Here is a 19,047-nt window from a genome sequence, read left to right as displayed (position 1 = left end):
CAAAATTAAAGGCAAAGGACGCGCATATTCCCCCTGATCCGCAGCGAGGGAGCCGCTTTAGTCCTCAAAGCGACCGGAGCGACCGCGTTTGATGCTGGCGCGGTGGGCTTTACCATCCAGCCTGCGCTGGCGTGCTGCCCTGCCGGGGCGTGTAGCTACCCGAAATGCAGGGCGATGGGCGGCTTCGCGAATAAGAGCCACAAGGCGCTCAATCGCATCTTCCCTGTTACGGATCTGTGTACGAAAACGGCGTGCTGTAATGACAATAACACCATCCCGCGTGGCTCTGGTGCCTGCCAGTTCCAGCACCCGCGTGCGTATCCGTTCGGGGAGTGAGGGCGAACGTGCGGCATCAAACCGCAACTGCGCTGCCGTAGCAACTTTGTTGACATTCTGCCCTCCAGGGCCGGATGCCAGAATGTAACTGACCTCAAGTTCGGATTCAGGCAGGGACAGGGCAGGGAGGATCGGAATTGCCATGGATGGGGCATAGCATGGTTTGCAGGGCAAGGTGTGTACTCCATCCATAAAAAAAAGCCCCCGTGTTGATGGCACGGAGGCTTTTGCTGTTCAGGTAGAGGTTATGGATCAGTTATTAATCCGCTCACCATGCAAGGACATATCCAGCCCTTCCAGTTCCTGATCAGGGGTCACGCGTAGTCCGATCACCAGATCGACTGCCTTGAGGATAATGAAGGAGGCAACAGCACACCATACAATGGTGACGATCACAGCTTCGCACTGCACAATCAACTGGTGCACGGAGCCAACAATACCCGTGGGGTTGGCATCTGTTGCGGAAAGCGGACCATAGGCAAACAGACCGGTCAGCAATGCACCAACAATGCCGCCAGTGCCGTGCACGCCAAAGGCGTCCAGGCTGTCATCATACCCCATCATATGTTTGAGGGAGGTTGCGCCCCAGTAGCAGACAACGCCGGTAATCAGCCCGATAATCAGAGCACTTCCCGGCAGAACAAAGCCTGCCGCTGGCGTAATGGCAACCAGACCACCGACCGCGCCAGAGATCACACCAAGGACCGTCGGCTTGCCAGAACGCAGCCACTCAACCAGCATCCAGGAAACACCCGCACCAGCAGCCGCAATCTGGGTTGCAGCCATGGCCATTCCTGCACGGCCATTGGCACCAACGGCGGAGCCTGCATTAAAGCCAAACCAGCCAACCCATAGCAGTGCTGCCCCAATAACGGCGTAAGTCAGGTTGAAAGGGGAGAGGTCGTCCTGCCCGTAACCTTTGCGGCGGCCCAGCACCAGAGCGCAGACCAGCCCCGCCACACCAGCGTTAATGTGCACAACCGTGCCACCGGCAAAGTCTGCCGTACCCAGACCGGCCAGCCAGCCGATAGGGCTCCAGACCCAATGGGCGATGGGCGCATAAACGACCAGAGACCAGATAATGGAGAACGCACACATGGCGCTGAACTTCATACGTTCCGCATAAGCGCCGGAGATCAGGGCGGGGGTAATAATGGCAAATGTCATCTGGAACATCATAAAGATGCTCTCGGGGATGGTCATTGTGGTTGCGTTGGGGCTATCCGCACCCAGCGTAAAGCCCACATCCGTACCATTATGGATATGCGCACCAATACCGTTGAGGAACAGGCGGGAGAAGCCACCAATCCAGGGGGTGCCGGTAGTAAAGGCAAGGGAATACCCCGCAACCATCCAGACAATGGACATAATGCAGCACAGGGCAAAGGACTGCATGAGCGTTGCCAGTACGTTTTTCTTACGCACCATGCCAGCATAAAACAGGGCCAGACCGGGTATGGTCATCATCAGCACAAGGGCTGTGCTGGTAAGCATCCATGCCGTGTCCCCCGTATCGATCGGAGGGGGAGCATCCGCAGCAAAAGCCTGAGAGCAGCCAAGAGCTGCGGTAAGGCAGGCCGTCAGAAAAGCCGTGGTTTTGCGAATGGCTGGACCTCTCGCTGGATTGACAGCTTGGAAGGGTCGCGCTGACATGATGATGCGTTCTCCTTAAAATACGCAGCCATTGACGCTCGCCAGATTCGTGAAGGAGCGATGGGCCTAATCTTATCGTATCTATGCCGGAATGACTGAAGAGGCAATCCGGAATAGCTGCCGAATTCTCTCACAATCTGATCTGTTGCAGCAAAAAGCTATAAAAAACACAGCACGCAGATAAACCCGCAAGATAGGCTCCATACAAAAAGGGCGTGCACCCCCGTAGGTTTGCACGCCCTTATGCGTATTTTTGAGTGCTGGAGGAGGCTGATCAGGCCATCCCCCAAACATTCAAAATCCGGGTTGGGTGACTTAGAAGTCCATGCCGCCCATGCCGCCCATGTCAGGACCGCCAGCAGGGGCAGCCTTCTTTTCGGGGCGTTCAGCAACCATGGCTTCCGTGGTGATCAGCAGGCCAGCAACAGAAGCTGCATCCTGCAGAGCGGTACGGACAACCTTGGCTGGGTCAATAATACCGGCTTCAACCAGGTTCTTGTATTCGCCAGCCTGTGCGTCAAACCCGAAGTTGTAGTCGGTGTTTTCCAGCACCTTGTTGGCGACAACCGCACCATCTTCACCCGCATTCAGGGCGATCTGGCGCAGAGGAGCCTGCAGCGCGCTCAGGATGATGTTGCCACCAACGCGCTGGTCGTCGTTGTGGTAGTGCAGGTTGGCCAGAGCCTTGGTTGCGCGGGCCAGAGCCGTGCCACCACCGGGAACAATGCCTTCTTCCACTGCGGCGCGGGTTGCGTGCAGGGCGTCGTCCACGCGGTCCTTGCGTTCCTTGACTTCCACTTCCGTGGAACCACCAACGCGGATAACGGCAACACCGCCAGCCAGCTTGGCCAGACGTTCCTGCAGTTTTTCACGGTCGTAGTCGGAAGAGGTTTCTTCGATCTGTGCACGGATCTGCTTGACGCGACCTTTAATGTCGTCGCCGTTGCCAGCGCCATCAACAATGGTGGTGTTCTCTTTGTCGATGTGCACTTTCTTGGCGGTGCCAAGCATGTTCAGCGTAACCGTTTCCAGCTTGATGCCGAGGTCTTCGCTGATGACCTGACCACCCGTAAGGATAGCAATGTCTTCCAGCATGGCCTTGCGGCGATCGCCAAAGCCCGGAGCCTTTACGGCAGCAATCTTCAGACCGCCACGCAGCTTGTTGACAACCAAGGTTGCCAGAGCTTCGCCATCAACGTCTTCCGCAATGATCAGCAGCGGACGACCGGACTGAACAACGGATTCCAGCAGAGGCAGGATCGGCTGAAGAGAAGACAGCTTCTTTTCATGGATCAGGATGTAGGGGTTTTCCAGATCGGCGGTCATCTTTTCCGGGTTCGTTACGAAGTACGGAGAGATGTAGCCGCGGTCGAACTGCATACCTTCAACCACGTCCAGTTCGGTCTGGAAGTGCTTGGCTTCTTCAACGGTAATAACGCCTTCGGAGCCAACTTTCTGCATGGCTTCGGAGATCATCTTGCCAATTTCGCTCTCGCCATTGGCGGAGATGGTGCCAACCTGAGCGGTTTCCGCAGGGGTTGTAACCTTTTTGGCGTTCTTCTTGAGTTCCTCAACGACCACGGCAACAGCTTTGTCCACACCGCGCTTGAGGTCCATCGGGTTCATGCCAGCGGCAACAGCTTTCAGACCTTCGCGCACAATGGCCTGAGCCAGCACTGTTGCGGTCGTGGTGCCATCACCAGCCACATCGTTGGTCTTGGAGGCCACTTCGCGCAGCATCTGTGCGCCCATGTTTTCGAACTTGTCAGCCAGTTCGATTTCCTTGGCGACGGAAACGCCGTCCTTGGTGATGCGGGGTGCGCCGAAGCTCTTGTCCAGAACAACGTTACGGCCTTTGGGGCCCAGCGTTACCTTTACGGCATCAGCCAGAATGTCCACACCGCGCAGCATACGCTGGCGTGCGTCTGCACCAAACTTTACGTCTTTGGCAGCCATTGAATTTCTCCTGTGAAGATCTTTAGTAAAATTACGGTCGGATCAGAGCGGATCAGGCAGCAACAATGCCCAGAATGTCGCTTTCCTTCATGATCAGCAGCTCTTCGCCGTCGATCTTCACTTCCGTGCCGGACCACTTGCCGAACAGAACGCGGTCGCCAGCCTTGACATCAAGCGCCACAACCTGACCCTGCTCATTGCGTGCACCTGCACCAACAGCAACCACTTCGCCTTCCATCGGCTTTTCCTTGGCCGTGTCAGGGATAATAATGCCACCGGCAGTTTTCAGTTCGCCTTCAAGGCGACGTACAACGACCCGGTCGTGTAAGGGACGAAACTTCGTCATTATGGATCACTCCACATTCATTTGCTGTGATGACGCCCTTTGTCAGAAAGCAGCGCCACCCGTTTGAACCGCGCGTAACAGAACGCCGCGTTGCGTTAGCACTCCACCATCGGGAGTGCCAGAGCAGAAGGTAAGTTCGCCCTACAGGTGAGTCAAGGAATGGGGAAAAGTTTCTTTTTGTTTTAATGTCACGGCAGACAATGAGAGGGCGCATGGGACAGATCCGAACATTACAGGCCGCTGATGGCCATCATTTTTCTGCGTGGGAAACGGAGCGGGGTGCGGCCCCATACGCTCTTGTGGTGCTGCCGGAAATTTTTGGGGTTAATCACCATATCCGCACCGTATGCGAGCGTTTTGCCCAGGCGGGCTTTCATGCCATTGCGCCTGCTCTGTTTGACCGGGCAGAGCGTGGGGTTGAACTGGCCTATTCCACGGAGGGTGTGCAAAAGGGGCTGGCTCTGCGTGCCCGGATTCCTCTGGCCCAGACCCTTCTGGATGTGCAGGCGGCAGCCCGCGCGCTCAATGCGCGCAAGGTCGGGGTGATCGGCTATTGCTGGGGGGGTACGCTGGCATGGAATGCAGCATGTCGAACGCATGACTTTGCCGCAGCTGTGAGCTGGTACGGGGGCGGCATTGCAGCGCATTGCACCGAGACTCCGCATTGCCCCGTGCAATTACATTTTGGTGAGCGTGATACCAGTATTCCCCATACCGACATTGCCGCCATTCGCGCCGCACATCCTGAAATTGAACTGTATGTGTACGATGATGCAGGGCACGGTTTTGGCTGCCAGGAGCGGGCATCCTACAATGCAAAAGCCTTTGAAGAGGCACAGGAACGCAGCATTGCTTTCCTTAAAAGTACACTCAATCCGTAAGGTCCGTGTGATGGTGTAAATGCGGGCCAACTTGAATTGTGATTGACAAGCGGCCCCGGTCATGGGGGAGAATACCCTTATCTCCTCGTGGCACGTCGTGTGCGAGAGGAGTAATTGGCCGAATAAGGATGACTTCGCTCATGTCGACAGGTACCGTTAAATGGTTCAACGCCACCAAAGGGTTTGGTTTTATTGCCCCCGATGATGGAGGGAAAGACGTGTTTGTGCATATTACCGCTGTACAGGCAGCCGGTCTGCGCGCGTTGAATGATGGGCAGAAACTGTCCTACGACATGGTGGAGGAACGCGGTAAGCAGGCAGCCACCAACCTTAAGCCGCTCTAAAGGCGGTATGGGGTCGGGCCGGTCAGCTTTGTCCGGCCTGCTCCGCCAGAAAAGCGGTGATCTGGCGTGCCGTTTGGGCAAGCCCGCACCGCTCTATGGCCACACCATCAGGAAAAGCGCTTAAAAGCCGCGTGGGTGTGCGCCTGTCCAGAAGCACAAACACGCCCCGATCTGACTGACGGCGGATCAACCGCCCAAAGGCCTGCCTTAGGCGCAGTCTGGCTATGCGGTCATCAAAGCCTTTCGGGTCTCCGCCAGAAAGGTGAATACGCCGCTCGCGGTGCAGAATATCGGGCCGGGGCCATGGAACCCGCTCAAACACCACCAGCCGCAGGGCATTACCCGGAACATCCACCCCATCCCGCATGGCGTCCGTACCAAGCAGGCAGGCGTGTTCCTCAGTTCTGAAAATATCCACCAGAGTCGTATTGTCCATAGCATCGACATGCTGGGCATAAAGGGGCAGACCTTCCTGCTCCAGTGTTGGGCCTATGCGTTCGTACACCCCCCGCAGGCGGGATATGGCGGTAAACAGACCAAGCCCCCCTCCGCCAGAAGACTGGAATAATGTGCGGAACGCAGCAGACAGATCGACAAGGCTGCTATTATCCACATCCGTTACAATAAAGGCACGGGTCTGCCGGGCGTAATCAAATGGGCTGGCCAGACTGGCACGCAGGGCGGGGGAGGGAAAATGGTTGGCCCCTGTCCGGGCCTCTGCGGCTTCCCACGCGACCTCCGCGTCCTCACTGTCATTTTGCCCGCTTTGCTGGTCACGCAATGTGGCGGACGTCATAAGCATACCCTGCGCGGGCACAGCCATAATACCGGCAAAGGGAATGGTAGGGTCCAGCCAGTGGCGGTAAAGCCCTACGTCCTGTTCGTTCATGCGCTGTTTTTCGCGGCGTTCAAGGCGGATAAAGTGCACATGAGCGGGTGTGCTCCCCGGTTCCGGGGGCTGGTCCAGAGCCGCAAGCATGGAAATCCACGCATCCAGCCGAGAAATGGCGCGGCGGCGTAATGCACGTGTCATGGCCTCTATACGGCCACGGGTGGTGGTGTCCAGCGTGTCTGCATCATCTTCCAGGCGGGCTTGCAGGCGCTGGGTAAGGGTGCGCAGAGGCTCTACAATCCGGCTTAGGGCGCGGGCCAGTTGCTGGCCTGCTTCGGCCATGTCGGGCACAAGGGGGTGCAGGTCGCATTCCATGGCACCATAAATGGACTGTTTGCCTCCTTCGGTCGAGCGGGCCATGACCTGCTGGCGCAGCAGACGCAAAAAAGCCTCTGTCGGATTTTCCATAACAGGCTGTTCGGCCGGGGGCTCGGGTGGGAACAGACTGCTCAGGTCCATGGGCTCAGGGGGTGGAGGTTCCGCTGTGTTCTGGGGCGGCAGGCGGGTGGACCAGCCCGGTGCTGGGAGCGCTGTTGCTGCCAGCAGGGCCGCATCGAGCGGGTTTTCCAGCTTGGGATGCCCGACAACAAGATCATCCAGCCTGCGTTTAAGCCCCCTTGCGCGTGAACGCCGGCCTTCAGCGCCTAATAGCCAGCGGCGCAGCTCTGCGGTTTCCAGCCCCGATAGTTCGGCGGAAAAAGCACTGTCGGCCGCATCGGCCAGATGGTGACCTTCGTCAAACACATAGCGTGAGGGAATGGTGCTTTCCGTGCTGGCTTCATCATTATCGCTCATGCCTGCCTGTGCATAGGCTGCCTGTGTCATGACCAGTGCGTGGTTGGCAATGACCAGTGCGGCATCGTGCGCACGGCGGATGGAATGTTCTACAAAGCAGCGTTGGTAATGGGCGCAGGCACCGTGGATACATTCCCCCCGCCGGTCGGCAACACCAGCAAGGTTGCCGTGGCCAAACAGGTCGCCAAACCAGCCGGGGAGGTCTCCTCCAAACAGGTCTCCATCTGCTGTTGCCATGGCCCAGCGTGCCAACATGCACAGGGCAATGGTAATACCGGCTGGGCGCGAGGTCGCGGTATTAACGGCTTCTTCCATGTTCAGCAGGCAAAGGTAATTTTCCCGCCCTTTGCGCAGTACGACCTGCTGGCGATGCGTTGCGGGGTCGGGGTAAAGTCGTTTTGTTTCCTGCTCGATCTGGCGTTGCAGATGGCGCGTGTATGTGCTGATCCAGACCGCGCCATCATTACGTTCCGCCCATAGGCTGGCGGGGGCTATGTAACCCAGGGTTTTGCCTGTACCTGTTCCGGCTTCGGCCAGAACAATGGATGGATCGCCCCGCACGGTGCGGGGGGCAAAAGCCTCGGTGGAAACGCTGGCAAAATCGGCCTGCCCGGACCTGATCTCCGCATTGTTACCCAGAATTTTGCTCAGGCGCTCCCGTGCTTCCGCCGGACTAATGGGGTGGGAGGCAGGGGGAGGGCGCTGTGCGCTGTCCTCCCATTTGGGAAGGTGCCGCCATACCCGCAGGGCATCGGCTGATTGTGTGACCTCATCTGGCAGTTTGCCCTGATTGGTCAGTCTGGCAGGTAGGTCAATGGTTTCCGCTACCGTGCCAGTCCATAACCAGCCAGCCTGCCCAAGCCGTACGGTCAGGGCGGACAACAGTTCAATTTGTCCGGACCTGGCCTGCCGTGCCAGATCTGCCAGCAGAATGGATAGCAGCTCGGGTAACAGGTCAGCTTCTGCCGTGCCAATGTTTTGCTGATCCAGCCCAAGGGCAAGCGCTAATCCCCGCGGGGTAGGGGTTACAGGGCGCGCAGGGTAAATGAATGTAAAAAGTTCCAGCAGATCCAGCCATGGTGCAGGCTGGCCTGTAGGGGGAAGATCGAGTTTGCGTGCAAGCGCAGGTGCATGAATAACCAGCGGGCATGGCATGGAATGTAGCCGCTCGCGCACCTCATTTGCGGTTAAGGTCAGCAGTTCCCCGTCTTCGGTCAAAAGCGAAAACCGCCCCTGAAAAGAGACAAGAGCCGGTGCATCGTGCGCGGAAGGAAAGGATGGCTGCATGGGTTTACTTTACATGAGCTATTCTTGCTGCAAAGACCAGAGCAGAGCCGTAACCTTGATAAACTTTTGGGCAGAAGTCAGGTAGAAAAGCCGCAAGCGCGCAGGCATTATTCGGCCCGCAGTCAGAACATGGTCTGATAAAAATAAACAGCCCCCGGTAACGGGACGACGGCAGATTATATGAGATTTTTTGGGAGTGCCTGACTGGTTGGTGCAACCAGTCAGGCCAGAAGTGTTGGAGAGAATTAAGTCTCTCTCCAATAATGTTGAACGAGCGTTTGCCGCGTATTATTCAGCGTTTTTCAGGCTGTCCGCAACAATTTCCAGCAGTTTGCCGTGCATATGGCCATTGCCTGCAACAATCATGACATCATCAGGCATGTCGTCCAGATCGCGGCCATCGGGGTCTGTGACCTGCCCACCCGCTTCCCGCACGATCAGAATGCCAGCAGCGCAGTCCCATGGTTTAATGCCGAACTCCCAGTACCCTTCGTAACGTCCGGCTGCGACCCACGCCAGGTCCAGTGCAGCCGCACCAAAGCGGCGCACACCAGCAACGCGGGGCATAAGGTTGCCCAGAACCCGTGCAAATGGCAGGCGCTGACGGGCCGGAACCTTGGCAAAGGGAATGCCCGTTGCAAACAGGGATTCGTGCATGTCCCGGCGGGCAGAAACACGAATACGCCGTTCGTTAAGGTAAGCTCCGCTTCCTTTTTCCGCCCAGAACATTTCCCCCGCTGCGGGGTTGTAGATCAGGGCTGCTGCCAGTTCGATCTTGCCATCGGGCAAGCGGCGCTGGAGACCAATGGAAATGGCCCAGTGCGGAATACCGTGCAGGAAGTTGGATGTACCGTCCAGCGGGTCCACAATCCAGCGCCATGTCCAGTTATCGCTGCCTGATTCGCCGGATTCTTCCATAAGGAAGGCATAGCCCGGGCGGGCTTTTTCCAGCTCTTCGCGCAGGGTCTGTTCTGCACGAAGGTCCGCCTGGGAAACAAAGTCACCCGGCCCCTTGATGCTTACCTGAAGCTGCTCGACTTCGTTAAAATCGCGCAGGAGACGCTTGGCCGCCTTCTGGGCTGCGGTTTGCATCACCATCATGACGGGGGAGAGACGCATGGCCACTGTAATTTAAGTCCTGCTCTGGAGGAAAAACCTGAAAAAAATCAGTCCTTGGCGCGTTCAACGTAAGAACCGTCTTCCGTACGGACCACAATCCGTTCACCCGCTTCAATAAACGGTGGCACCATGGTTTTAACACCATTGGACAGCATTGCGGGTTTGTAGGAGGAGCTGGCCGTCTGGCCTTTTACAACCGGGTCAGCTTCCACCACTTCCAGTGTCACATGCGGAGGCAGGTCAATGCCAACCGGGTCCCCTTCAACCAGATGCAGGTTGATGGTCATGTTATCCTGAATAAAGGGAGCCTGATCACCCAGCAGATCGGTAGGAACCGAAAGTTGTTCAAAGGTTTCGGGGTCCATCAGAACCAGTAGCTCACCATCTGTATAGGAATACAGATATTCACGGTCTTCCGTCATCAGGCGTTCAACCGTATCGGCCGTGCGCCAGCGTTCATTGGTTTTGTTACCGGTCTTAAGATCGCGCATTTCAACCTGAATGAATGCACCCCCCTTACCGGGGGTAATGATCTGCTGTTTCAACACCGTCCAGCGACGACCGTCATGCTCAATGACCTGACCGGCACGGATCAGGTTTGCCTGCTGTTTCATACTTCGTTCCTGAGAGGAATGGCTATTCTGTCTGTGGCTTCTACAGTTCCACGGCGGGAAGGGCAAGCGCAGAGGGCAGAACTCTCCTGCCTTACGCCGCTAGACAGAACCACTGCATCCTGTTTATAAGGCATCCAATCCGCAGGTAAGGAAGGGTGGCCGAGCGGTTTAAGGCACCGGTCTTGAAAACCGGCGTGCGTGAGAGCGTACCGTGGGTTCGAATCCCACCCCTTCCGCCAATTTAATAAAATAACTATATTTTATAATGTCTTGCCTTCAATGGAAGCCGCACGAACCGCTTCAGGCGTACGTTGCGTCAAAACGGCGGCTGAGAGTCTGTTAGATGCCTCGAGCTGGTCGAGCGGCAGTTCAATCGTTCCCGCTATTTATTTCCCTGCATGTGACGCAGCCCCAGTCGCTTTTGAGAGGGGGGCAGCAGCTATGAGCCTCAGTGTAACCAAAGAACTACGTAGATTGGTGGAGAGTGCAGGTAAGACATTTTCTCGGTAAAATTGTTATGTTTTGGTATTAAGGTGTCATTTACGATCATTGTAGAGGATTTTAGGGGTGTGTCGAAAATATCAGTCAGTGGATTGAAGGTATCGAATTTATTGATTTACGCGGCCATATTTTTTGCGGGAATGGCTGTGGGGAGAGTATTGATGATGCGGATGTTATCTGACCCGATATGGAACGGGATGGAGCCATGACCGGATAAGCAAGTGCCCACTGACCGGACCTTGAGGAGCGGGTGGATTTGCTGATCGAAAAAAACGATACATAAAAATTCAAGATTGGAAAACGCTTTTGGAAATCGGGCGTTTGACCCATTGATTACGATCAAAATATCCCTCCGCCAGTGTTGCTAAAGCCAACGCGCTGCTTGATCGTGCATGGGGTAAGCCTGACAGAATAACGATGAATGGGTCGTTATTTACTGTTTGCACGGATTTGTGTGTATTATGATATTGATTCGCATTTGCGTTTATGAAAATGTTATCCCACGTTAACGTGCGGAGCTTTGTCGCGTTTGTAAAAACGTCGGGTACGGGGCTTTGTGCAGTGTGGAGGGGCCGAATGTTTATAGCCATGAACCGTTTTAAAGTCCGTCCGGAAAAAGAAGCTGAATTTAAAAGCCGTTGGCTGGACCGGGAGGTGTTATTGAAAACGGCTCCTGGTTTTTTAATGATCCAGTTTATGCGTGGCGATGTGCTGCCTGACCACGTGGTTTATGCCTCCCAGACCATTTGGGCATCGCGCGCAGCTTACGAGGCATGGCGTAAGTCAGAACTGTTCCATACCGCCCATAAAGATATGGGGCAGGGAGAGGTTCTAACGCTCGAAAAGCGCGAATTCAGTGGTTACGATGTGCTTCGTACGGTCGAAGCGCAGGAGCAGGCTGCGTGATGAAAGTAAAAAATGCAGCACGCTGGAGCCACAATCCGCAGCAGAATGTGGGGCAGTTCTCCCGCCGGTTTTTGGGGACCATGCTGGTTTCTGGCGTGGCAGCGGTTAGCCTGCCACGTGCAGGGTGGACACAGGGGAGTCGCTCAAACGCAGTAAATGGCCCTGAATCCCGGAGTGTAACGGACTGCCGGGGACGGCACGTAACGCTCCATGGAACAGCAAGAATAGCCAGTATCGGTGGCCCCATAACCGAAACATTGTATGCGCTTGGGCGATCAAATGCGATTTTGGCAGTAGACCAGACCTCGACATGGCCAGAGCAGGCCCAAAAAGAGAAAAAAGCTCTTGGTTATATGCGGGCTATTTCATCCGAAGGTGTGTTGTCTTTACAGCCAGACCTTGTGCTGGCCATGAATGATGCCGGTCCGCCTGCTGCTATGGACCAGCTTGTGGCATCGGGTGTGCCCGTTGTGTTTGTGGATGCCACTCCTTCGCCCGAAGCGATTGAAGGGCGGACCCGCTTTTTGGCGGACATAATGGATGCGCAGGCACAGGGCGAACAATTATGCCGTAACATTGCCGAGCAGTTTCGCCAACTGGCGGCATGGCGCACCACACATACGTGGATGCCGCGTGTGTTGTTTGTCATGCGTATGACAAACAACCGCCCTATGGCCGCAGGCAAAGGAACAGCAGCAGATGCCATGATCCGCCTTGCAGGTGGGGTTAATGCAGGGGGCGATATGCAGGGTTATAAAATTGTAGATCAGGAAAATCTGGTAGCGCTGCAACCTGATGTTGTTCTGCTTATGGACCAGACTGCAACACCTATCCGCTCTACCCTTCAAGCTGACCCCGGATTCAAGCTTACACCAGCGGGGCGGAACCATGCTTTTGTAAGCATGGAGGGGGAACGTCTGCTGGGGTTTGGGCCGCGTACGCCTCAGGCGGCTCTTGATCTGGCCAGAATGCTGGCAGCAGTGGAACACCCTGCATGACCTTGGCGCAGCGGCGTGGAGTTCTGCTTTTGTGCGCTCTTTTGCCATTATTGCTGCTTGTTACGGCTGTTTCGCTTAATGTTGGGGCAACCGGGGTGCATCTTACGGCTTTATGGCAAAGCGATGCACATGGAAGCCTTTATGCCGAACGGGTCGTATTGACCCAAATCCGTGGCCCCCACGTGGTCATGGCGGGACTGACTGGGGCAGCGCTGGCGGTTGCCGGGGCTGTTATGCAAGGGTTGTTCAGAAACCCTTTGGCAGATCCAGGCTTAATCGGCGTATCGTCCGGGGCAGCGCTGGCAACGGCCTGTATGATTGTGCTGGGCGGTGCCGGGCTGGATGTGGCGGTCGGGGGCGTGCACGCCTTTATAACCGGAACAGCTTGGTCTGTGCCTGTAGCAGGCACACTGGGGAGTTTTGCCGCGGCATGGTTGCTTTACCGGTTTGCAACGCGTGGTGGCATGACCTCTGTCAGCATGATCCTTCTGGCAGGTGTGGCCCTCAGTGCATTCGCAGGTGCTTTAACGGGTATTCTTATTTTTCGTGCCAATGATGCAGCATTACGCGACCTGACTTTTTGGACCATGGGGAGTTTTGCGGGCGCAACATGGGCACGGATTGGCATGTTATGCCCTTTTTTGCTGGTGGCTGCGTGGATAACGGCAGGCTTGGCCATGCCCCTGAATGCCCTGTTGTTAGGGGAGAGTGACGCACGGTTAATGGGCTACCCCGTAGAACGCATTAAGCGGCTGGCCATGTTGCTGGTCGCCTGTAGTGTTGGTCCTACGGTTTCCTTTGTCGGGGCAATCGGATTTGTAGGGGTTGTTGTGCCCCATCTGGTCAGATTGGTAACCGGGCCGGACCACCGCTTTGTACTGCCAGGCAGCGCTTTGCTGGGTGCCGCGTTGTTAATTGCGGCAGATACGCTGGCAAGGGTTATTGCCATGCCAGCAGATGTGCCTGTGGGAATTGTGACTGCAGTGCTGGGTACGCCTGTTTTTGTCTGGCTGCTGACCCGTGCGCATGAACGCGAGGTGCTGGCATGAAGCTTTCCTTGCATAACGTAAGCTGGTGCGCTGGTGGCAAAACCATTGTTCACGCGGCCTCGTACGCTTTTGGGGCTGGGCAGGTTACGGCCATTGTTGGTCCAAACGGTGCGGGCAAAAGTACATTACTCCGCCTTGCCAGCGGGTTGCTGCCAGCAGAGGTGGGTGCTGTACGTCTGAACGATGTGCCCATAACCGCCCTTTCTCCGGCGCATCTGGCGGGTGGGCGGGCTATGTTAACGCAGGATAGTCCACTCCGCGCCCGGTTTACACTGCGCGATCTGGTAGCAATGGGGGGGCAGGTGTCCGCACCGCTCATGGGGGCATCCGCCCGGTTGGAACTGGCCGGGCTACTACTGGAGCGCGTAGGACTGGGCGCGTTTTCCGAGCGTGACATTATGGGGTTGTCCGGTGGGGAGCGCCAGAGGGCGCATCTGGCACGGGTGATGATGCAATTGGAAGCGGCCGTGCATGGCACGGACAGACATCCGGGCTTTTTGTTGCTGGATGAGCCAATTTCTGCGCAGGATTTGTCCCGGCAGCATCTGGTGCTTGATCTGGCACGTGCCCACGCCCGACGTGGCGGAGGTGTTGTGCTTGTTATTCATGACCTGAACTGGGCAGCAGCCTGTGCGGACCAGATTGTGGTACTGCATGAAGGACGGATTTATGCGCAGGGACCACCAGAGCATGTTTTGACCAATGCGTTGGCCAGCCATGTGTTTGGGCTGGAGGAGGGGCAGGTGCACAAACATGCGGCTACCGGCAAACCCTACATTCTACCGCATAATATGATTGACCAATAATGATTATGGGAAAGAAAGCGCCTATGTCTCAATACATTGCAATGAATCGTTTTCTGGTTGCGCCTGAAAATGAGGAAGCCTTCCAGAAGCGCTGGCTGGATCGGGAGGTATTGCTAAAAACCGTTCCCGGTTTTGTCAGTTTCCAGTTTCTGCAAGGGCCGGAAAAAGAGGATGGGCGGCTTTATGCCTCTCACACAGTATGGGATTCATACGATGCTTTTGTAGGCTGGACCCAATCCGAGCAGTTCCGTCAGGCGCATGTTGGCGCAGGGCAGGGCCGTGCGCTGACTGCTGGCCCCCCGGTTTTTGAAGGGTTCACGGTCTTACAGGACGTAACAGCCTGATACAGCATCAGATGGCCTGAAAATTATGAGTGTTTTCAGGCCATTTTTTCTGGTGAATTAGGCTGGTGTGCTGGTTTTTGCATTAGAGGCGAGCAGATAAGTTTTAACCCGTAAAAAACCAGCCCGAGCGCCCGTTGCTGCTAAAGCGGGGTCAAACCCCGCATGGTCAATCGCGCTTTTGAACGCATTCCACGATGGCCCTCGCCCTGCAGGGTCGGCCGCAAGGTGGCGTGCACCAAATGATTCGGTAAAGCCCAGTTTTTCGGCAAGTTTTGTTAAAAAATTAGCCCCTAGCTTGGACCCTTCGGCAACATAAAGCCAGCCAATGGCAGTTGAGGCATCTTTGTTATCTACAGGGTTCGGTTCATCGGGCAAAGAAAAACCCAGATCCTCCATGTCCTGACAGACCTGTGCAAAGCGGTTTCTGGCACTCAGATCGGGAATGATCTCTATGAGCTGGGCGTGATTATAAAGCGCGTTGATATCCCGGTGGAACTGATACTGGAGCTGCACAAAATTCCGGTATTTATCTGCGCTGGAAAACAGGCCCTGCGCCATAATGCCTCTGTCCAGATCTTCATGAATTGTGTGGGTGGCATCTTTAAGGCGTAGAGAAAGGGAGAGTGTATCAGGCATTCTGGTCATTTTAGGAGCCTCTACGACATTAATGGCAATTTGGAAGATACGAAAGTGTGACTCATTTACCGCAAATGAGAATCATACGCAATAAATGCTTGTCGAGTGCGTGAGTGAGGTGCATCATAAAATGGTAATGATTCCTATTTGCAATTAATGGATGCACAATGACAAGGCCGCCGCTTTTCTGTCGGGTTGTGCGTTACCGAATGCTGGCAACAACAGCACTGGTTTATGCCTGTACAACACCCGCACTTGCCGCAACACAGGATTCCTCCGCACCGACCGGGGCAGGGACTGTTACGCAGATCAATACAGATAAAAAGGATCAAAAGCCCAAAGCTGCTGGTTCCACTACAGTCATGTTAAGGGCTGTAAAGGTCGGTGGAACAGCAGATATTCTGGATTCCATGAAATACGATCCCGATAAGGATCATAGTGCTGTTGGTAAGGCAAGTGTGCTTACCACCACAACAACGCTCAAAACATTCCGTGATCGGCAGATAGATAGTCTGGAAGATTTTGCACGGCGTGTTGATGCCTCAGTGAACTACAGTAGTGGCAATTCCAGCATTAACATTCGTGGGTTGGATCAGAACCGTATTCTGACCACCATAGATGGTGTGCGTATGCCGTGGGCAAACGATGGTGCCTATGCCGGGTCCTTTAATTCGGCACAGGGTGGGGTAAGCAATTTTGACTTTAACTCCCTTGGCGCCATTGATGTTGTTAAAAGTGCGGATTCCAGCTTTTTTGGTACAGGAGCGCTGGGTGGGGTTATTGCCCTGCGCACACTGGACCCGGAAGATCTGCTTAAACCGGGCAAAACCTTTGGTGGCCTGACCAAGCTGACTTACAATGGTGCGAGCGAAGCGGCATTGCTTAATCAGGCTTTTGCCGCACGTTACAAAAATACGGTATTCCTGCTGCAAGGGGGATACCAGAACGGGAGCGAGACCGGAAACCGGGGCGAGATCGGCGGTTATGGCCGCACGCGTACTGCCAAAAACCCTGCTACGTATGATCAGGGTAGTTTTCTGGGTAAAATCCGTCATTATTTTGAAGGTGGTCACAGGGTCGGGTTAACGGGGGAGTGGTTTGATAAAAACTACAACGAACGCACCAGAACATCCGAAACAACAGCAACAAATGTTTACCGCACTCGCAGTGAAAACCAGCGTTCACGCGTGTCCGGCCAGTATGATTATCAGGCAGAGAGTCCGACAGCGCTTTTCAGCGAAGCCCATTTTCTCGCATACTGGCAGAGTATCAAAACCGATACCGATATAACCAACAAAGATCCGGCCCGGCCAACGGCCTATGTGCATCAGCATCTGACTTTGCCTGTGCAATCCTACGGGGTTACGGGGTCTGCGACCAACAATATCTTTACCGGTCCTCTGCACCATGTTGTGACGTACGGCGGTGAAGTCTTTTTGACCGATACGTACCAGACGCAAACAGGCCAGAGAGCTGTGTCCAATGCCTACACGCACGATAATTTTTCGGATATGCCCAAAGTGCATGGTACGGATATGGGGGCGATTGTACAGGACCGCATTGGCATAGGTCGGGGGGAATGGCTGCATATTACACCCGGATTCCGGTTCGATTACTTCCAGCGTGATACGCATAATACCGCCTCCTATATGGCTAACGCAGGCTATGCAGGGTTACCGCATGGAGCGCATGGTTCCCACTTTTCGCCCAAGGTTTTGGTAGAAGCCCGTATTGCCAAAGACCTTGTTCTGTACGGTCAGTACGCGGAGGCATACCGTGCACCATCTGCAACGGAAGAATATCTGAACTACAGCACACCACCAGTTTATCAGGTTGTTGGTAATCCAAACCTCAAACCCGAAAGCAGCCGTGGGTGGGAAGTCGGGATGAAATATGGAAACTCGGAACGGGGAGCCAAAATTTCTTTCTACGACAACCATTACCATAACTTCATTGATATGATGGGTATGAATGGCTGCACCGGTTATATGTTGTGTTACGGTTATACCAATCTGGCGCATGTGCGTATTTACGGAGTGGAAGCCAGTGGTAACTGGGCGTTTGATGACCACTGGCATATGTGGGGATCGCTGGCATATGCGGATGGTCGCGATCAGGACATGAACTTCCATCTCAGTTCGGTGGCACCGTTCCGTGGTATTATTGGATTTGGCTATAAAACCCAGCGTTGGGGGGCAGATCTGTCGGGTACATTTGCTGCCGGGCGGGATAATGCCAAGTATCTGACATCTACAGGAACATTAACGAACCAGTGGAAAACCCCAGGTTACGTTCTGTTCGATCTGAATGGCTGGTACAGCCCATCTTTTTACAAGCCGCTGCGTATTCAGGCTGGCATGTACAATATTTTTGATAAAGCCTATTATAACGCGGCATCTTTGCCTTACGGCCAGTCGTCCACCTCGCTGTCCGAGCGGTATTACACGCAGCCGGGGCGTTCCTTTAAAGTAACAGCCAGAATTGAGTTCTGATTAATTGTTTGGACTGGAAGCAGGGTTGTGGTTTTATTCCAGTCCAGCATGAGTATTAAAGGGCAGTCCATAGCAGGGCTGCCCAGCCAGTTGAGCTGGCGTTAACAAAAGCGGCAGAGCTTTTACATAAAAGTAATAATGCTCTGCCCGTAAAAACAATCGCCTCTAATTCCGATGAATATAAAACTCTACGGGAACCGTAAGAGTAATGGGGTCTCCTGGCACACTGTCCGGTGGTACAGGCAAAGGCTGTGCGCGTTTGGGCAGTGCTACAGCCTCGGCATCAAGTTCCGGGTGGCCACAGCTATGGGTGAGCGCAACGGACACAACATGTCCTTTCCGATCTATGGAAAAGGTGATGACTGGCGCACCTTCCTGATGCTCAGCCATGGCATCTGCGGGGTAGCGCTTAAATTTTTCAAGCTGGGCTAACAGTGCGCCCTGCCAGGTTACAGGCGTTTGCGAAGCTTGGGAGGAGGATGCACCTGATGTCGATGCAGCCTGTGCTGGCGCAGGTGCAACATTTGCTGTGGGGGGGGCGGTTGTGGTTTCGGCAGGGGGCGTTTTTTGCGGAACTGGTTTTTGGAGGTTGAGTGTAGGTTTGTGCTTTTTTGCCAGCTTATGTGGTTTTTCCGGTTGAGGCACCGGCACAGGTGGACTGGGTGCTGGAGAAGGAGGGGCCGAAATTTTGGGCGGCTCAACCGGAGCAGGCTCATCTGGCACGGACAACATCTGCTGCGGCCCCGGAGGCACATCGGTTGGTGGTGTGGGGGAGGAAACGGCCACTGGAGTCATATCTATGGCAATGGCAGCCGGGGGGGGCTCCGATGCGATGGCGGGTGTAGATTGTAAATGCACACTCCACCAGACCACACCGCCACATACCGCCATAACGGCGCAAAAGGATACACCCCATCGGCGTGTGTCCTCCCATTGCGTCTGGCGTGCCTGCCAGCGTTGCCATTCAGTAAAAGTTATGTTTCCAGAGCCTTGCTTTACAAAACTGTTCATGGGTTTGCTCCAGTTGCGAGTACTGGGCCTGATGTATTATTGGCAGCGCTTTCGCTCCCCTGCTCCTGCCCCTGAAGGTTG

17 protein-coding genes and 1 tRNA gene are annotated in these 19,047 nt (G+C 55.1%); 9 read left to right on the top strand and 9 right to left on the bottom strand.

Annotated elements, in window-relative coordinates; translation table 11 throughout:
* Window positions 1–57: 57 nt before the first annotated feature.
* From arfB to groES, 4 genes are all read right to left on the bottom strand, one after another.
* Complete coding sequence (gene arfB, locus Absy_RS02170; protein ID WP_048853132.1) at window positions 58–480, bottom strand: alternative ribosome rescue aminoacyl-tRNA hydrolase ArfB; 423 nt, start codon at window positions 478–480, stop codon at window positions 58–60.
* A gap of 108 nt (window positions 481–588) precedes the next feature.
* Window positions 589–1,989, bottom strand: a complete 1,401-nt coding sequence (locus Absy_RS02165; protein ID WP_095351023.1) for an ammonium transporter — start codon at window positions 1,987–1,989, stop codon at window positions 589–591.
* A 315-nt stretch (window positions 1,990–2,304) separates the two neighbouring features.
* Window positions 2,305–3,945 carry a chaperonin GroEL gene (gene groL / locus Absy_RS02160; RefSeq protein ID WP_048853091.1) on the bottom strand — a complete coding sequence of 547 codons (1,641 nt, stop codon included), beginning with the start codon at window positions 3,943–3,945 and terminating at the stop codon, window positions 2,305–2,307.
* A 52-nt stretch (window positions 3,946–3,997) separates the two neighbouring features.
* Window positions 3,998–4,291, bottom strand: a complete 294-nt coding sequence (gene groES / locus Absy_RS02155; protein ID WP_048853090.1) for a co-chaperone GroES — start codon at window positions 4,289–4,291, stop codon at window positions 3,998–4,000.
* A 212-nt stretch (window positions 4,292–4,503) separates the two neighbouring features.
* Between groES and Absy_RS02150 the strand changes: the two genes are divergently transcribed.
* Together Absy_RS02150 and Absy_RS02145 are read left to right on the top strand one after the other, a co-directional pair.
* On the top strand, window positions 4,504–5,172 hold the full coding sequence (locus Absy_RS02150; protein WP_048853089.1) for a dienelactone hydrolase family protein: 669 nt from the start codon (window positions 4,504–4,506) through the stop codon (window positions 5,170–5,172).
* A gap of 140 nt (window positions 5,173–5,312) precedes the next feature.
* Window positions 5,313–5,516 (top strand): cold-shock protein, encoded by a 204-nt coding sequence (locus Absy_RS02145; protein ID WP_025827469.1) that lies wholly within the window; start codon window positions 5,313–5,315, stop codon window positions 5,514–5,516.
* 22 nt (window positions 5,517–5,538) lie between these two features.
* On the opposite strand, the gene Absy_RS02140 is transcribed toward Absy_RS02145, so the two are convergent.
* The 3 genes from Absy_RS02140 to efp form a co-directional block, all read right to left on the bottom strand.
* Complete coding sequence (locus Absy_RS02140) at window positions 5,539–8,490, bottom strand: ATP-dependent DNA helicase (RefSeq protein ID WP_048853088.1); 2,952 nt, start codon at window positions 8,488–8,490, stop codon at window positions 5,539–5,541.
* 288 nt (window positions 8,491–8,778) lie between these two features.
* The gene (locus Absy_RS02135; protein ID WP_179287800.1) at window positions 8,779–9,609 is read right to left on the bottom strand and encodes an inositol monophosphatase family protein; all 831 of its coding nucleotides are present in this window, start codon (window positions 9,607–9,609) and stop codon (window positions 8,779–8,781) included.
* Between the two features lie 47 nt (window positions 9,610–9,656).
* Complete coding sequence (gene efp / locus Absy_RS02130) at window positions 9,657–10,223, bottom strand: elongation factor P (RefSeq protein WP_048853086.1); 567 nt, start codon at window positions 10,221–10,223, stop codon at window positions 9,657–9,659.
* Between the two features lie 149 nt (window positions 10,224–10,372).
* Here efp and Absy_RS02125 point away from each other — a divergent pair.
* The 6 genes from Absy_RS02125 (at window position 10,373) to Absy_RS02100 (ending at window position 14,827) form a co-directional block, all read left to right on the top strand.
* Window positions 10,373–10,462: transfer RNA gene (locus Absy_RS02125), tRNA-Ser, on the top strand.
* Window positions 10,463–11,312: 850 nt separating this feature from the next.
* Window positions 11,313–11,630 (top strand): antibiotic biosynthesis monooxygenase family protein, encoded by a 318-nt coding sequence (locus tag Absy_RS02120; RefSeq protein WP_371263682.1) that lies wholly within the window; start codon window positions 11,313–11,315, stop codon window positions 11,628–11,630.
* 80 nt (window positions 11,631–11,710) lie between these two features.
* Complete coding sequence (locus Absy_RS02115; protein WP_048853130.1) at window positions 11,711–12,628, top strand: heme/hemin ABC transporter substrate-binding protein; 918 nt, start codon at window positions 11,711–11,713, stop codon at window positions 12,626–12,628.
* A complete protein-coding gene (locus tag Absy_RS02110) occupies window positions 12,625–13,677 on the top strand; it encodes a FecCD family ABC transporter permease (protein WP_048853084.1) in 1,053 nt (350 codons plus the stop codon). The genes Absy_RS02115 and Absy_RS02110 overlap by 4 nt, the downstream gene beginning before the upstream one ends.
* Window positions 13,674–14,483, top strand: a complete 810-nt coding sequence (locus Absy_RS02105) for an ATP-binding cassette domain-containing protein (RefSeq protein WP_048853083.1) — start codon at window positions 13,674–13,676, stop codon at window positions 14,481–14,483. Before Absy_RS02110 ends, Absy_RS02105 begins: the two co-directional genes overlap by 4 nt.
* Window positions 14,484–14,506: 23 nt before the next feature.
* Window positions 14,507–14,827, top strand: a complete 321-nt coding sequence (locus Absy_RS02100; protein WP_048853129.1) for an antibiotic biosynthesis monooxygenase family protein — start codon at window positions 14,507–14,509, stop codon at window positions 14,825–14,827.
* Between the two features lie 57 nt (window positions 14,828–14,884).
* On the opposite strand, the gene Absy_RS02095 is transcribed toward Absy_RS02100, so the two are convergent.
* Window positions 14,885–15,472 (bottom strand): biliverdin-producing heme oxygenase, encoded by a 588-nt coding sequence (locus Absy_RS02095; RefSeq protein WP_048853082.1) that lies wholly within the window; start codon window positions 15,470–15,472, stop codon window positions 14,885–14,887.
* A gap of 158 nt (window positions 15,473–15,630) precedes the next feature.
* On the opposite strand from Absy_RS02095, the gene Absy_RS02090 reads away from it, so the two are divergent.
* Window positions 15,631–17,955: a TonB-dependent hemoglobin/transferrin/lactoferrin family receptor gene (locus Absy_RS02090; RefSeq protein ID WP_048853081.1), complete on the top strand. Its 2,325-nt coding sequence runs from the start codon at window positions 15,631–15,633 to the stop codon at window positions 17,953–17,955.
* A gap of 165 nt (window positions 17,956–18,120) precedes the next feature.
* On the opposite strand, the gene Absy_RS02085 is transcribed toward Absy_RS02090, so the two are convergent.
* The gene (locus tag Absy_RS02085; RefSeq protein ID WP_048853080.1) at window positions 18,121–18,966 is read right to left on the bottom strand and encodes a TonB family protein; all 846 of its coding nucleotides are present in this window, start codon (window positions 18,964–18,966) and stop codon (window positions 18,121–18,123) included.
* Between the last annotated feature and the right edge of the window lie 81 nt (window positions 18,967–19,047).

Origin of the sequence: Acetobacter syzygii (assembly GCF_000964225.1) — a bacterium.
Taxonomy (GTDB): domain Bacteria; phylum Pseudomonadota; class Alphaproteobacteria; order Acetobacterales; family Acetobacteraceae; genus Acetobacter; species Acetobacter syzygii.
This window is presented reverse-complemented; position numbering and strand designations above follow the sequence as displayed.